At 72.9% G+C, this 14,248-nt stretch carries 11 protein-coding genes; 5 read left to right on the top strand and 6 right to left on the bottom strand.

Annotation, left to right across the window (positions count from 1 at the left end; genetic code table 11):
* Positions 1 to 71: 71 nt before the first annotated feature.
* Positions 72 to 2,453, top strand: a complete 2,382-nt coding sequence (locus AB0M62_RS18940; protein ID WP_366075449.1) for a hypothetical protein — start codon at positions 72 to 74, stop codon at positions 2,451 to 2,453.
* On the opposite strand, the gene AB0M62_RS18945 is transcribed toward AB0M62_RS18940, so the two are convergent.
* The 4 genes from AB0M62_RS18945 to AB0M62_RS18960 form a co-directional block, all read right to left on the bottom strand.
* On the bottom strand, positions 2,413 to 4,815 hold the full coding sequence (locus tag AB0M62_RS18945) for a right-handed parallel beta-helix repeat-containing protein (protein WP_366075364.1): 2,403 nt from the start codon (positions 4,813 to 4,815) through the stop codon (positions 2,413 to 2,415). The genes AB0M62_RS18940 and AB0M62_RS18945 overlap by 41 nt on opposite strands.
* A 247-nt stretch (positions 4,816 to 5,062) precedes the next feature.
* Positions 5,063 to 5,695, bottom strand: a complete 633-nt coding sequence (locus AB0M62_RS18950; RefSeq protein WP_366075365.1) for a hypothetical protein — start codon at positions 5,693 to 5,695, stop codon at positions 5,063 to 5,065.
* Positions 5,696 to 5,762: 67 nt separating this feature from the next.
* Positions 5,763 to 6,587 carry an MOSC N-terminal beta barrel domain-containing protein gene (locus AB0M62_RS18955; RefSeq protein WP_366075367.1) on the bottom strand — a complete coding sequence of 275 codons (825 nt, stop codon included), beginning with the start codon at positions 6,585 to 6,587 and terminating at the stop codon, positions 5,763 to 5,765.
* Positions 6,588 to 6,631: 44 nt separating this feature from the next.
* On the bottom strand, positions 6,632 to 7,081 hold the full coding sequence (locus AB0M62_RS18960) for a DUF6643 family protein (RefSeq protein WP_366075368.1): 450 nt from the start codon (positions 7,079 to 7,081) through the stop codon (positions 6,632 to 6,634).
* Positions 7,082 to 7,352: 271 nt separating this feature from the next.
* Here AB0M62_RS18960 and AB0M62_RS18965 point away from each other — a divergent pair, with 271 nt between their 5' ends.
* On the top strand, positions 7,353 to 8,654 hold the full coding sequence (locus AB0M62_RS18965) for a TerD family protein (protein WP_366075369.1): 1,302 nt from the start codon (positions 7,353 to 7,355) through the stop codon (positions 8,652 to 8,654).
* A gap of 13 nt (positions 8,655 to 8,667) precedes the next feature.
* Here AB0M62_RS18965 and AB0M62_RS18970 read toward each other — a convergent pair whose 3' ends face one another.
* Positions 8,668 to 9,843 (bottom strand): glycosyltransferase, encoded by a 1,176-nt coding sequence (locus tag AB0M62_RS18970; protein WP_366075371.1) that lies wholly within the window; start codon positions 9,841 to 9,843, stop codon positions 8,668 to 8,670.
* Positions 9,844 to 9,901: 58 nt separating this feature from the next.
* Here AB0M62_RS18970 and AB0M62_RS18975 point away from each other — a divergent pair, with 58 nt between their 5' ends.
* Together AB0M62_RS18975 and AB0M62_RS18980 are read left to right on the top strand one after the other, a co-directional pair.
* On the top strand, positions 9,902 to 10,690 hold the full coding sequence (locus AB0M62_RS18975) for an aspartate/glutamate racemase family protein (protein ID WP_366075372.1): 789 nt from the start codon (positions 9,902 to 9,904) through the stop codon (positions 10,688 to 10,690).
* A gap of 68 nt (positions 10,691 to 10,758) precedes the next feature.
* Entirely contained in the window at positions 10,759 to 11,316 is a 558-nt protein-coding gene (locus AB0M62_RS18980; RefSeq protein WP_366075373.1) for a hypothetical protein, read from the top strand.
* A gap of 56 nt (positions 11,317 to 11,372) precedes the next feature.
* On the opposite strand, the gene AB0M62_RS18985 is transcribed toward AB0M62_RS18980, so the two are convergent.
* Positions 11,373 to 12,446 carry an O-antigen ligase family protein gene (locus AB0M62_RS18985; protein ID WP_366075374.1) on the bottom strand — a complete coding sequence of 358 codons (1,074 nt, stop codon included), beginning with the start codon at positions 12,444 to 12,446 and terminating at the stop codon, positions 11,373 to 11,375.
* Between the two features lie 252 nt (positions 12,447 to 12,698).
* Here AB0M62_RS18985 and lnt point away from each other — a divergent pair, with 252 nt between their 5' ends.
* On the top strand, positions 12,699 to 14,234 hold the full coding sequence (gene lnt, locus AB0M62_RS18990; RefSeq protein ID WP_366075450.1) for an apolipoprotein N-acyltransferase: 1,536 nt from the start codon (positions 12,699 to 12,701) through the stop codon (positions 14,232 to 14,234).
* The last annotated feature ends 14 nt before the right edge of the window (positions 14,235 to 14,248 follow it).

The raw sequence follows: 14,248 nt of genomic DNA on the forward strand, positions 1-14,248 counted from the left end.
CCGCCCCGGAGAACGGAGAACTCGCGCTCGAGCTGCTGGTCCACGGAGTCGGCGGGGCCACCCCCAGCGGCATGCTCGGCGACCCGCGAACCGTGCGGATCACCGGCGACGGGACCGCGGCCGTCTTCCGGCGCACCGACGACGCCGAGGCCGAACTCCACCCCGAGCGGTATCGCGACCGCCCGGTCCCCGAGGCCTACTGCTGGTCCCGGCTGACCTCGGGCAACGGCGCCCGCGCTCTGTGGCTCATACTCCTCCCCTTCATGGTCGCCAACCTCGCCCACTGGATGCGACCCGCCGGCCGCGGGATGGCCAGGACCGTCCGTACGTACGGAGTCCTCGTCCGCCTGGTGGCCCTCACTCTCACCGTGCTGCTCACCGCGGCGGCCTGCGAGGTAGCCCTCGACCTGGTCGCGTGGCAGTGCGCGGGCTCGGCCGGCTGCGCCGAGTCCCGCTCCTGGCTAGGTTTCCTGTCGCCCGCGGAGGGCGGCTGGTGGTCGCAGCCCGGCCGACGGCTCGCGCTCGCCGCCCTGGTGCCCGGCGCACTCACCGGACTGCTCTGGTACCTCTCCAACCGCACCTGGAGCGCCTACGAATCACAGCAGCCGCTGCCCGCCGGCCGGGACCCGCTGGACGACGCGCCGGGCCCGCGCCCCGCTCTGGGCCGGCCCGGCTTCTGGTACGGCCGCAGACTGGTGGCCCGCCTGCGCGCCGCCCACACAGCGGCGGGCCTGCTCACCGTGGCGGCGGCGGTCGCCGGCGCGGCTGCCCGCTTCGACCGGCGGGACGGCGGCAGCACCCTGCTGGAGATCTGTGGGTGGCTGACCGAGGCGCTGCTCGCCGTCGGCGCGCTCGCCGTCGTCTGGGTGGTGTGCCGCAGGGGCCGCAAGGAGTCGCGGCCCGACTCCCGGCTCGACCGTGCCGTGGTCCGGCTGCTGCCCCTCGGCGCCCTCGGCCTGCTCGTCCTCGCCCTGCTGTACGCCGGATGGTCCCGGCCCGGCTGGGCGTCGCGCGGCATGCTTCCGGGAGACCGGGCCTTCGGGGTGATCACCCTTGCCCAGGGATTACTGGTGGTCGCCCTCGCGCTGACCGCCTGGCGGCTTTACCGGCGTCCCACCGCCGGGCCGGCAGAGCGTGGCACCACCGCCCTGCGGGGACTCGGCGGGCCGGCCATCGCCATGCTCGCCTGCGCGCTCGGCGGAGTGATGTCCGGTGGCGTCGCCCAGCGGGTGGCCGACTGGCTCGACGACGGCGGCACACCGGGCATGGGCCGCGGCTCCATCGCGGGCCCCCCGGTGCTGCTCTCCTGGCAGGCCGCGGTCATCCCGCCGCTGCTGGTGGTCGTACTGGCACTGGCCGGCTGGTTCGCCGGGCGCACCCTGCGGTTCAGGCGCCGGCTGCTCGCCGAGGTGGAGGCGGACTATCCGGGTGAACGGCCCGACGCGGCACGGACCCGCAGCATCGCCGGCGCGAGGGCCACCGCAGCGCTCACCGAGGCCGCGCCGCGGCTGATCGGCATCATCTCCGGGGTCACCCTGTTGCTGGGCGCCGGAGCGCTCGCGGGCGCCTGGACGAGCCACGAGGTGCCGGGGGAGGCCGCCGACGGGGCGCACCCCTTCCTCGCCTCCGGAGTGCAGACCGCGCAGGCGCTGGGCTCCTGGCTCATCGGCCTCGGCTTCATACTCTTCGTCACCTGGGGCCGCCGTGCCTACAAGGACGCCTCGGCCCGCCGAACCATCGGGATCCTCTGGGACGTCGGTACGTTCTGGCCGCGTGCCGCACACCCGTTCGCCCCGCCCTGCTATGCCGAGCGTGCCGTCCCCGACCTGACCTGGCGGATGGCCGGCTGGACCGACCGCACCGGCGGCCGGCTTGTCATCTCCGGGCACTCGCAGGGCAGCGTCCTGGCGGCCGCCGCGGTCTGGCAGCTGCCGCCGCGGGCCCGCCGCCGGGTCGCCCTGCTCACGTACGGCTCACCCCTCCAGCGGCTGTACGGGCGCTGGTTCCCCGCCTACTTCGGTCCCGGCCCGCTCGCCGCCCTGCACCGGGAGCTCGACTGCTGGCGCAACCTGTGGCGCGCCACCGACCCGATCGGAGGCCCGGTGCTGCCCGGGGACGAGACCCCCGAGGTCGACTGCGGGCCGCTCAAGGACCCCCTGACCTACGGCCGCACCGCGGCACGCCCGTTGCCCGAGCCGATCCTGGGCCACTCCGACTACCAGGCGGACCCGGCGTTCGCGGTCGAACGCGACGCCCTGCTGGACCGGCTGGCGCCGTGCGCGCCGGTTGGACCGGACGTGCCGGACGCCCCGGACGCAGCGGAGGGACGGGACGCAGCGGAGGGACGGGACGCGTCGGATGAACCGGATACGGCTGACGCACCTGGCACACGGGGCGTTCCGGCGCAGCGCCTCACACCAGCTCCGGCAGATCCTCCGGATACAGCAGGGTGAGTTCGTCCGTGCTCGGCTCGGTGAGCTGCGCGACCCGGCCCGCGTGCCGCTCGACCATCGACTCGAAGGTCTGGCGCGCGGTCCGGCCGTTGCCGAACGCGGGCCCCTTGGGCAGGGCGGTGAAGTACTTCAAGAGCGCCTCGGCGGCGCCGCTGCCGAGCCGGTACTCGTGCTCCTCGGCCTGCTGCTCCACGATCCGCAGCAACTCCTCGGGGGCGTAGTCGCCGAACCTGATGGTCCGTGAGAAGCGGGACGCCACCCCCGGGTTGACGGACAGGAAGCGCTCCATCTCCGCGGTGTACCCGGCGACGATCACCACCACCGCCTCCCTGTGGTCCTCCATCAGCTTCACCAGGGTGTCGATGGCCTCCCGGCCGAAGTCGCGCCCGGAGTCCTCGGGGGAGAGGGCGTACGCCTCGTCGATGAACAGCACACCCCCGCGCGCCCGGTCGAACGCCTCCTGGGTACGGATCGCCGTCGAACCGATGTGCTCGCCGACCAGGTCGACGCGCGAGACCTCGACCAGATGCCCTCGCTCCAGCACACCGAGGGAGGCGAGGATCTCGCCGTACAGCCGGGCCACCGTTGTCTTGCCGGTGCCCGGCGAGCCGGTGAAGACCAGGTGCCGGCGCACCGACGCGGCCTTCAGGCCGGCCTCCTGTCTGCGCCTGCCGACCTCGATCATGTCGGTGAGGGCGCGTACCTCGCGCTTGACGCTCTCCAGGCCCACCAGGGTGTCGAGTTCACCGAGGACGGTCTTAGAGGTGCGCGCGGCCGGTTCCGCTCCCGGCGCGGGCTCGACGGCGCGGGGGCCGGGCACGGCGGAAAGCAGTCCAGGTGTCTGCGCCGTCGTCTGCACCGCCGGCGCCGACGGCTCCTGCGGGCCGGTCCGCACGCCGCTCTCGTCGCTCGTGCAGTCCTCAACGAGCGGACTGTCCTCCGAGAACTCATACCCTCCGCGTGTGCACCGCTCGGTGTGGCAGCGGGTCAGCGTCGTCCGGCAGCCGTCGATGACATGGAAGCCGAAGCCCCCGCTGCCGGTCACCCGGCAGCCGCGGAACGTGCCGCGACCGCCGGCGGAGACGTAGAACCCGGCTTCGGCGGGCGCGGTGACCGAGCAGCGCTCCAGGGTGGGGTCCGCGCCCTTGGTGACGATGACACCCGTCTGAGCGGCGTCGATGGTGCAGTTGGCGAGGGTGCCGCCGCTGCCGTGGTCGCGGAACCAGGCGCCGGTGGAAGCCTCCCTGATACGGCAGTCGTCCAGTTGCGCGGTCGCCCCGTCGCTCACGGAGACGGCCGTGTTGCGGACCTGGGACAGATCACTGTCGACGACATCGGCACGCGAGCCGCGGTCCAGGACGAACAACGCGTCCGGCACGTCGTGCACCCGGCAGGAGTCGAGCACGGCGGTCGCGCCGTCGCTGATCCAGACCGCGGGGTAGTCGCCCGTACTGTCGTGGATCTCGCACTGGCTGGCGTCCACCCGGGTGCCCGGGTCCCACACCGAAAGGCCGTTGCGGCCGAACCGGCGAACGGTCGAGCGGGTCAGCGTCAGCACCGAGCGGGAGCGCAGGTCGACCGCGTTCTCGGGGATGTCGTGGATGTCGCAGTCGGAGAGGGTGAGGACCGCGTCGGTGTCCAGGGTGATCCCGTCGCCCGAAGTCCGGTGCACCTGGCAGTCGGTGAGATGGGCGGCGGCCCGGGACGCGATCTGCACCCCGGTGCCCTTGATCTCGTACACCTCGCAGCCGATCGCCTCCAGGCCGCTGCCCTCGCCGTTGACGGCGAAACCGGCGCCGGAGGAGTGGTGCACCCGGCAGCGCTCCAGCCGCGGATGCGCGCCGCCGCGCACCGAAATGCCGGACTGGCCAGCCGAGACGACCTCGCACTCCTCGAACACCCCGCCTCCGCCGTCCAAAACGGCGATCCCTACCCCGCCCGGATTGTCGACGGTGCAGCGCCGCACGGTCGGCCGGGCGCCGTTGCGTACCTCGATGCCCGCGGCGGACCGCGTGACCACCCGCAGATCCGTCAACTCCGGTGCGCCGTCCTCGATCAGCAGCGCGGGCGCGGCAGAGTCCTGGCCTTCCAGATACAGGTCCTGGACGGTCGCGGAGGCGTGCAGGGTGAGAGCGACGCCGTCCACGGGGGCGATCCGCACCGAGCCCGCGGTGGCCTCGGCGCCACGCAGGGTCACCGCACGGCGGACGACGAGGTTCTCGCGGTAGGTGCCGGGGGCGACGGACAAGACGTCGCCGTCTCCGGCTGCCTCGAGGGCTGCGGCGAGGGAGGCGTACTCGCCCGTGCGCCGGCGCCACCTCGATGAGCCGGTGTGCGTCACCTGGACCGTGCCCTGTGCCATGGCGCTGCTGTGCCCCCACCTCGAACCGACGCGACTGATCTAGGGTCTCTCGTTTGGATCTTGCCGGGCTCGCGAGATCTGGCACGCACGCTCGCCGCGTTGTCGTCGGCCGCCGATGCTCCGCATCGACTCCCTCTTCCGCCTCGCGATGCACGGCACCAGACCCCGCTGCCTGATCCTGCCTGATCGGGCAGGACAGGACCTGACCCGTCCACCGTAGCGCGCACCGGGCGCGCGAGTTGACAGGTCAGCCGCCCGCGCCGGTACGGCCCCAGTCCGGACCGGCCGCGGCCCACGCCCGGTCCAGTTGGACGTACCGCCGATGCACCAGTCGCCGTACGATCAGTCGGCGGGCCACTTCGACCAGGACGGCGGTCGCCGCGGCCGAGGCGAACCCCGCGAGCGCGGCGTGCGTGGTGGCGGTTGCGCGGTCCATCGGGCGGCTGACGATCCGGCCTTGTGTGTCGGTCCAGACCCGGAACCGGTCGCCGGTCTCCGAAGCCCGCGGCGCGCCGGAGACGGTGCCGGTGTGCCGTGAGCCGTCGGGGGCGGTCCAGTCGGCCACGACCCGGCGTCGCGATGGCTGTTCCGAGCCGGCGTCCGAGTGGGGGGAGAGTGCCGGGCCGCGCGGGCTTCGTACGACGACGGCCGCGATGTGGTGCCGCTGCTCGTGCTGGACCCGCACCGCCCGGTGAAGGGTCTCCTCCACTCGCGCGCCGGTGGACCAGCCGGTGGCCGGGGCGGCGAGCACGATGAGCACGAGGGCCACGAGCGAGACCCAGGCCTCCACCAGGTCGGTCGTCCGGCGCAGCGGATTGCGCCGCCACCGCCAGAGCCCCACCGCTGCCCGCACCCGTCCCGCACCCCCGTCCACGTCCACGTCACCCCGCTCAACGAGCGCGGCAGAGTGCCGGGTTCCCAGCGGGACGGCTCTCAAGCCGTGCGCGTCACGCGAGTACGCGGACCGGGTCGCCGACCCGGAGCGTTCCGGTGGTCTCGGGGACGAGGTTCTGGCCGAAGACCAACTGGTCGCCGAAGCGCCGGTGACGGGCGAGCGTGCGGAGCGGCTCCTTGCCGCGCTCGCCGGTGAGCTGGTCGGTGGTGGTGATGACACAACGGCCGCAGGGCTTCGCGACCCGGAACGAGACCTCGCCGATCGCGATGCGCCTCCAGTCGTCCTCGGTCCACGGCGCCGTGCCGTCCACGACGGCGTTCGGCCGGAACCGGCTCATCGGCAGCGGGCCCTCATCGGGATGGTCGCCCTGCGCGATGAGGGAGTTGAGCGCGTCGAGAGAGGCGGCGGTCGTGACGAGCAGCGGAAAGCCGTCGGCGAGGCTCACCGTCTCTCCGGGCAGCGCGAAGTCCGGGTCGAGCGGCCGGCGGTGCGCCGGATCGTCGAGATGCATCAGCCGTACCGGGGCGGCCAGATACTCGCTGAACCAGGCGTGCGCGACCTCGTGCGCGGGTACGGCCTCGACCTTGCGACCGAAGATCTCCATCACGGACGTGCCGGAGGGCTCGGGCACGTCGACGGTGAGCGGCTCCAGGCCGGGCGCGGTCAGCCTGACTCCGCCGCCGGGCAGCGGCTCGGCGGATGCCAACGCCAGGCGTGGCTGCTGGCGTTGGGTGACCACCTTGCTGTCACTGTCGATCAGCGTCCACCTGCGGTCCCCGGCCGGCCCCCAGGGCTCCATGACCACCTCGCCAGGAGCACACCCCGCTACCGATTTGACGGGATGGACGTGAAGCGATTGCAGAGAGGAGTTCGACATGAGGTCATCCTGCCAGCCGAGAGGGCGACAGGACGGGCCTCAGGTCAGTATCCGCGGCTCTGGTACTGGCGGCCGTACGGGTCCTCGTAGGGAGCGGGCGCGGGGCGTGGCGCCGCCGGGCGCATCGCCTCGTACCCGGTGGCCACCGGACGCTGCTGCTGCGGCTGCGCACCGGGGTAACCGCGCGGCCCCGCGGGCTGCTGCGGGATGTACGGCGCGGGCGCGTGCTGCAGCGGAACGGGCTGCGGCATGGCCTGCTGGTACTGGTAGGCCTGCGGGGGCGTCTGGTACTGGGACGGCGCGGCCGGGAGGGCGGGCAGCGCCGAGGGGAGCGCCGGCAGATAGCTGTTGCCGGTGTCGTACGCGGAGGGGACCCGGATCGGGGCGATCTGAGGGGTACCCCGCTCTGCGACGAGAGAGTCGTAGATCGGGGTGTCCGGGAAAGACGGCGCGGAGTAGTAACCGCCGCCATAGGTGGCGCGGGGGGAGGTCATGGAACATAAGTTAAGCCCACGATGTGCTGGTTGGGGAGCCCGATAAGAGGGTTGTTTCTTGTGCGGTGAGTGACCGGGGATCCCCAATGCGAGCGAACTTGGGAAAATCGGTCGTCCTCGGCCGTTGAGATCGTGTAAAGGACGAGGATGTGGGGGGTTACCGGCGGTCGGCCGGTGATCTTCAGACGCCTTCCGGGTTCCCCGGAGGGCGTCAGGGAATAGGTTGGCCGCACGAAATCCTCGGGCAGCCGGACTCGCGATGGGGGCGAGCATGTCAATGCGTAAGGGAACGAACGTTCCGGTGCCGGCGCAGGCCGTGCATGTCGAATTGGGCTGGCGTTCAGGCGCGGGTGTGCCGGACGTCGACGCCTCAGCTCTGCTGCTCGTGTCGGGAAAGGTCCGTTCCGACGCGGACTTCGTCTTCTACAACCAGGCGGTCCACTCCTCGGGCGCGGTGCGCCACGAGGGGAAGGCGACGGCCGGCGACGGCTTCACGGACAGGCTCTCCGTCGATCTCGCGCGCCTCGAGCCCGCCATCGAGACGGTGGTGCTCGCGGCCTCCTCGGACGGCGGCGGCTTCGGGCAGGTGCCCGGCCTCTACATCAGGGTCGTCGACGCGGCGAACGGCGCCGAGGTCGCGCGCTTCGAGAGCGAGGACGCCACCGTCGAGACGGCGTTCGTGCTCGGCGAGCTCTACCGCCGCCAGGGCGCCTGGAAGTTCCGGGCGGTCGGCCAGGGCTACAGCAGTGGACTGGAGGGCTTGGCAACGGACTTCGGGATCAGTGTGGACGAACCGCAGCAGGCCGCCGCCGCGGCCCCTGCCGCCGTCGTCGCCCCCGTCGCGCCGCCCGTACAGCCGGCGCCGCCCGTACAGCCGGCGCCGCCCGCACCCGTCGCGGCCCCCGCGCAGGCCGCAACGGCGCCTGCCGCACCTGTACGGCTGGCCAAGGTGACTCTCACCAAGGAGTCTCCCTCCGTCTCCCTCACCAAGCAGGGCAGCACCTCCGGCGCCATGCGCGTCAACCTCAGCTGGCAGGTGCGCAAGCAGTTCAAGGGCTGGGGTGCCAAGCTCGGGCGGGCCGTCGCGATGCACGCGGACCTCGACCTCGACCTGTGTGCCCTGTACGAACTGACCGACGGCCGCAAGGGAGTCGTCCAGGCCCTCGGCAACGCCTTCGGCGCGCTGCACCAGCCGCCCTTCATCCATCTCGACGGGGACGACCGCACCGGCGGATCCGCCAGCGGCGAGAACCTCACGATCAACCTGGACCACAAGGACATGCTCCGGCGCGTCGTGATCTTCGTGACGATCTACGAGGGCGCGCGGAGTTTCGCGGACTTGGACGCGACAGTCACTCTCCAGCCCCTGACCGGCGCTCCCATCGAATTCTCGCTCGGCGAGTGCACCGTCCCCTCGACGGTCTGCTCGCTCGCCCTCATCACCAACACCGGGTCGGACCTGGTCGTCCAGCGCGAGGCACGCTTCCTCGTACCGGAGCGCGGAGTGAGCCCGCAGCGCACCATGGACTACACCTACGGGTGGGGCATGAACTGGACGCCGGGCAGGAAGTGACCGTGCGGGGTTCTCATCGGTCGGGAGCGGCCTGCGGACGGGAGTAGGTCCTCCCCTTCCAGGCCGCTCCGCGGCCGCGGTAGTGCTGCACGGCGGAGTCGACGGTCATCAGCAGGTACAGCACCGCCGTGAACGGCAGCAGCGGCGCGAACCACAGCGACTGCCGGTAGTGGCGGAGCATAGGGATGTACGTCCCGGCCATCACCGCCCACGCCAGGCCACCCGCCCAGGCGGCGGGGGCGTGAGCGGACAGAACGCCGGCGCACAGGGCGAGCGGAGGCGCGAGATACAGCACCGCGAGCCCCACCACGGTCCCTGTCAGCAGCAGCGGGTTGTGCCGCAGTTGCGCGTACGCGCTGCGCGACACCATCCGCCACAGATCGCGCAGCCGTGGATAGGGACGCACGCTGTCCACGCGTTCCGCGAGCCCGAGCCAGATCCTGCCGCCACTGCGCCGCACGGCGCGGGCGAGCGAGACGTCGTCAATCACCGCCTGGCGGATGCTGTCCGGAATGCCGGCCCGTACGGCCGCCTCGGTGCGCAGCAGCACACAGCCGCCCGCCGCGGCGGCGGTCCGGCCGCGTCTCCGGTTCACCCGCCGGAAGGGATAGAGCTGGGCGAAGAAGTACACGAACGCGGGAACGACGAGGCGCTCCCAGCCGCCTACGACGCGCAACCGTGCCATCTGGGAGACCAGGTCGAGTCCGGCCGACCGGGCGGCGGCCACCAACTCCCGGAGACTGTCGGGTTCATGCGCGATGTCCGCGTCCGTCAGCAGCAAGTAGTCCGGCTCCCCGGCGGCGCGGGCCACAGCGATGCCGTGCCGCAGAGCCCACAGCTTTCCCGTCCAGCCGGGTTCCGGTTCGCCGGGGGAGACGACCGTCAGCGGAAGTCCCCCGTACCGCGCGGACAGGTCCCGGGCCAGCTTGCCCGTTCCGTCGGAACTCCCGTCGTCGACGAGGAAGATCCCGGCGTCCCCGGGGTAGTCCTGGGCAAGCAGCGAGGGAAGGCTCGTCGGCAGCATGTCGGCCTCGTTCCTGGCGGGTACCACGACAGCGACCGAGGGCCAGCGCGACGGGGCGGTTCGGGGCGGCAGCCGCACGTCCGTACGCCAGAAGAACCCGTGCCCCAGCAGTAGCCACAGCCACGCGGCCAGCGATCCCACGGCGGTCCAGGTAACGGCGCTCATCCGCCGCAGTCTGCACCACCGTCAGGGGAACGCAAGGGCTGTCGACTATGGTGACCGGGTGAAGATCGCGCTCATGGACTCCGGAATCGGCCTGCTCGCGGCAGCGGCCGCGGTACGGCGGCTGCGGCCGGACGCCGATCTCGTCCTCTCCTCCGACCCCGACGGCATGCCCTGGGGTCCCCGCACACCCGCCGACGTCACCGCCCGCGCGCTGGCCGTGGCCCGGGCCGCGGCGGCGCTCGGCCCCGACGCACTGATCGTCGCGTGCAACACCGCCTCGGTGCACGCCTTGCCGGCGCTCCGGGACGAGCTGGAACCGGACATCCCCGTCATAGGGACCGTACCGGCCATCAAGCCGGCCGCCGCCGGCGGCGGCCCGGTCGCGATCTGGGCCACCCCGGCCACCACCGGCAGCCCTTACCAGCGTGGGCTGATCAGCGCGTTCGCGGACGGTGTCGAGGTCGCGGAAGTGCCGTGCCCGGGGCTCGCGGACGCCGTACAGCAGGCCGACGAAGCCGCCATCGACCGGACCGTGGCGGCGGCGGCCGCGCTCACTTCCGGTGATGTACGGGCCATCGTCCTCGGCTGCACGCACTACGAGCTGGTCGCCGAGCGCATCCGGGCGGCCGTCCAGGCCCCGGATCTGCCGCCGGTCGTGCTGCACGGCTCCGCGGATGCCGTCGCCGCCCAGGCGCTGCGCCGCATCGGTGCCCGGCCCGCCCCCGGGGCGGAGCCGAGCCGTCGGCTGACGGTCCTGCTCAGCGGCCGCGAGACAGAGCTTCCGGGCCAGGCCCTGACCTACGCGGAAGGCCGCCTGCTAGCGGGTACCACGGCTCCCGTGCGCTGACAGCCTGGCGGGGCGGTCACTCTCCGCGATGTGCTGCTGCCGTAACGGAACCTGGGTACGCTGCTGGCATGAAGCACCACCTCCGCGTCGAGGGGGGCGTCATCGATCCCCCGCCCGAGCTCTGGAGCGGCCGCGCCACGAACCGTGCGCAATGGCTGCTCGCCGCCGCCGGTGCCGCTTGCATCGCCCTCGGCATCGAACTGGCAGTCGCCTCCAGTTGGACCTCCGGTCTGGCTCCTCTGATGATGTCGGTGGTCGGCTGTGTCGCAGCAGGACTGATCATTCTCTACGGGACTCTGGCGTTCGTTCATGTGGTCGTGCGGGTGGACGGCGAGGCGTTCGAGGTGCGGTGCGGCCACATGGGCCTGCCCCGAAGGCGCATCCTGCTCGCTCACGTGGTCCGCGCCGAGTTCGCCCCGAAGGTGACCCCCCGGCAGTGGGGCGGCTGGGGCTACCGCTGGCGGCCCGGCATGGGTACGGCCGTGGTCGTACGCCGCGGCGAGGGCCTCGTGCTCAGGCTCGGGGACGGGCGTGACTTCACGGTCACGGTCGACGACGCGGAGGCGGCGGTACGGATCATCCGAGCCCGGCTGCGTATGCTGCCGGGCGGCACCGCCGGGATTTAGGGTCTCCCGGAGTTTCCGCGCGTGCCCCTTGAGACGGCGGGGGTGGGCGTACTCAGTCAGAAGTGCGGGATACGGGCGTCGCTTCCGAACCCGCCCGGGACCGTTTCGAGTACCTCCTCGCGCAGCGGCCGAGCCGTCGCCAGGCCGGCCAGCAGTCCCGCGCCCGCCGTCACCGGGGTGAAGCTGAGCGCGTTACCCACGCTCGCGAGAACGGCCAGCGCGGTCAGCGCCGCTCCCGCGGTGAGCACCACCGGCGTCGAACGCGGCGACCGCCACAGCCCGTACAGCACCCAGCCGAACGAGGCGCCCAGCAGGGCCACCCCTACGATGCCCTGTTCCGCCGCCTGCTGGAGCGCGGCGGAGTGCGGAGTGCCGTCCGACTCGGGTGACTGCTGGGCGGCGGTGGGGCTGAGTACACCGAACCGGTCCGGCCCCGCCCCCAGCACGGGATGGTCCTTGGCCAGTTCGACCGCGTCCTCCCACAACTGCACGCGGTTCCGGGTCAGCTGACCTTCGAGCGACACCGACAGGCCGTCCGGCAAGGCGTCCTCCGCGACCGCCCAGGACAGGCCGGCCGTCAGCCCGGCGGCGAGCGCGAGTCCCGCCAGGCCCACCAGTCGGTACCGCATCCGGGACGCCGCCAGCGAGCAGAGCAGAACGCCCAGGGCCGCCGCGCACCCGGCGGCGGAGCCGAGGACGGCCGCCGTGCCGGCGATGCCGAGGGCGAGCAGCCGGAGGGACAAGCGCAGCGCCGGCCGCCCGGCCGCCGAGGCGGCGCAGCACGCGGCGCCTGCGGCCAGGGCCGCCAGTGCGGCGTCCGCGCCGGTGTGGCCGAGGGCGGGGGTGGCGGTCGTACCCGGAATGCCCTCCGGGAAGGCGAGCGCCAGGCCCAGCGCGGCGAGTGCGACGGCGGCCGCGGCGGCGACCGGCAGCAGGGAACCGCAGATCCGCCCACAGGCGTAGCCCGCGGCGACGGCGAGAACGGCGAGCAGCACCCCCTCGGGCCGCGCCTCCCGGCCGTAGGCACTCAGCAGGGACCACACGGCGCAGGCGCCGAGCACCATGACACCCGCCGCGTCGGGCACAGCGCGGCGCTCCCGCACGGCAGAGCCGACTGCCGGTGCCGTCATCCCGTCGACCCCCCGCTATAGGACTGGGCACACGGTAACGACAGTGACAGGGGTTTGTGGACGGTTGTGCAGGAACGATGCTGCACAACGGGGGCGGTGCCGGAGCGGCCCGGCCCGTGCGGCCGGAGCGGCCGGGATGGAGGGGGACCCGCCGCCCGCCGTAGACTCCGCCAGGTGAGCGTGACCACCACCCCCGTAGACGAGCCTGACCAGCTGGCCCCGCAGGAGTCCCCCGCCTCCCGCGCCGGCAGGCTGCTGAGGCGGCTCGTACCGGCCGGCGCGGCAGCGCTCTCCGGCGTCCTCCTCTTCCTGAGCTTCCCGCCCCGCCCCCTGTGGTGGCTGGCCCTGCCCGCCTTCGCGCTCCTCGCATGGTCTGTGTACGGCCGCCGGCTCCGGCCCGCGTTCGGACTGGGCTATCTCGCGGGGCTGGGTTTCCTGCTTCCGCTGCTGGTGTGGACCGGCGAGGAGGTGGGGCCGGTGCCGTGGCTGGCGCTCGCCGCGGTCGAGGCGCTGTTCGTCGCCGCGGCCGGCCTGGGCGTCGCGCTCGTCTCCCGGCTTCCGCTCTGGCCGCTGTGGGGGGCGGCGGTGTGGATCGCGGCAGAAGCCGCACGCGCTCGCGGCCCGTTCGGCGGCTTCCCCTGGGGCAAGATCGCCTTCGGACAGGCGGACGGCTTCTTCCTGCCGCTCGCGGCGGTGGGCGGCACCCCCGTGCTCGGTTTCGCCGTGGCTCTGTGCGGATTCGGCCTCTTCGAGGCCGTGCGCCAGGCACGTACGTACCGGAGCACCGGCGCACTGCCGCGAAGGACCGCGGCCGCCGCGGCTCTGGCCGTGCTGGTCCCGGTCACGGCGGCTCTCGCGGCCCGCCCGCTCGTGGACGCGGGCGCGGAGGACGGCAGCGCGACCGCGGCGGTCATCCAGGGCAACGTGCCGCGCCTGGGGTTCGACTTCAACGCACAGCGGCGCGCGGTGCTCGACAACCACGCCCGCCGCACTGTCGAACTCGCTGCGGAGGTCAAGGCCGGCAAGGTGGCCCAGCCGGACTTCGTGGTCTGGCCGGAGAACTCATCCGATCTCGACCCGTACGCGAACCCCGACGCGTACGACGTCATCGACAAGGCGGTGAAGGCGATCAGGGCTCCCGTCTCGGTCGGCGCCGTGATCGCTCCGGAGACCGGCCCCCTGCGCAACACCCAGATCCTGTGGGACCCCGAGAAGGGGCCGATCGGCACCTACGACAAGCGGCAGATCCAGCCCTTCGGTGAATACATCCCGATGCGCTCCGTCGCCCGCGTCTTCAGCTCCGACGTCGACCGCGTCCGGCGCGACTTCGGGCGCGGCAGCGAGCCCGGTGTGTTCGGCATGGCTGGCACCAGAGTCGGACTCGCCACCTGCTACGAGGCGGCCTTCGACTGGGCCGTGCGCGACACGGTCACCCGGGGCGCCCAGCTCATCTCGGTGCCCAGCAACAACGCCACCTTCGGCCGCAGCGAGATGACCTACCAGCAGCTCGCGATGTCGCGGGTGCGGGCGGTCGAGCACGGGCGGGCCGTCCTGGTGCCCGTCACCAGCGGCGTCAGCGCGGTCATCCGGCCGGACGGAGAGGTGGAGCAGCACACGCGGATGTTCACCCCCGGTGCGCTCGTGGCCGAGGTACCGCTGCGCTCCTCGCTGACCCCGGCCACCCGGCTCGGCACCATCCCCGAAGCCGTGATCGCCGCACTCGCCGCGGGCGGCGTCGGCTGGGCCCTCGGCCTCGCCGTACGCGCGCGCCGCCGTGCGCGGAGCTGACACTTCCGGACCTT

The organism is Streptomyces sp. NPDC051219, assembly GCF_040682335.1.
In the GTDB taxonomy this organism is placed as follows: Bacteria; Actinomycetota; Actinomycetes; order Streptomycetales; family Streptomycetaceae; genus Streptomyces.

Bases quoted from the DNA above. Each gene is read 5' to 3' on its own strand.
- AB0M62_RS18965 (WP_366075369.1), top strand. From the start codon at position 7,353: ATGTCAATGCGTAAGGGAACGAACGTTCCGGTGCCGGCGCAGGCCGTG.
- AB0M62_RS18960 (WP_366075368.1), bottom strand. From the start codon at position 7,081: ATGACCTCCCCCCGCGCCACCTATGGCGGCGGTTACTACTCCGCGCCG.
- AB0M62_RS18970 (WP_366075371.1), bottom strand. From the start codon at position 9,843: ATGAGCGCCGTTACCTGGACCGCCGTGGGATCGCTGGCCGCGTGGCTG.
- AB0M62_RS18940 (WP_366075449.1), top strand. From the start codon at position 72: ATGCTCGGCGACCCGCGAACCGTGCGGATCACCGGCGACGGGACCGCG.
- AB0M62_RS18980 (WP_366075373.1), top strand. From the start codon at position 10,759: ATGAAGCACCACCTCCGCGTCGAGGGGGGCGTCATCGATCCCCCGCCC.
- AB0M62_RS18985 (WP_366075374.1), bottom strand. From the start codon at position 12,446: ATGACGGCACCGGCAGTCGGCTCTGCCGTGCGGGAGCGCCGCGCTGTG.
- AB0M62_RS18945 (WP_366075364.1), bottom strand. From the start codon at position 4,815: ATGGCACAGGGCACGGTCCAGGTGACGCACACCGGCTCATCGAGGTGG.
- AB0M62_RS18955 (WP_366075367.1), bottom strand. From the start codon at position 6,587: ATGTCGAACTCCTCTCTGCAATCGCTTCACGTCCATCCCGTCAAATCG.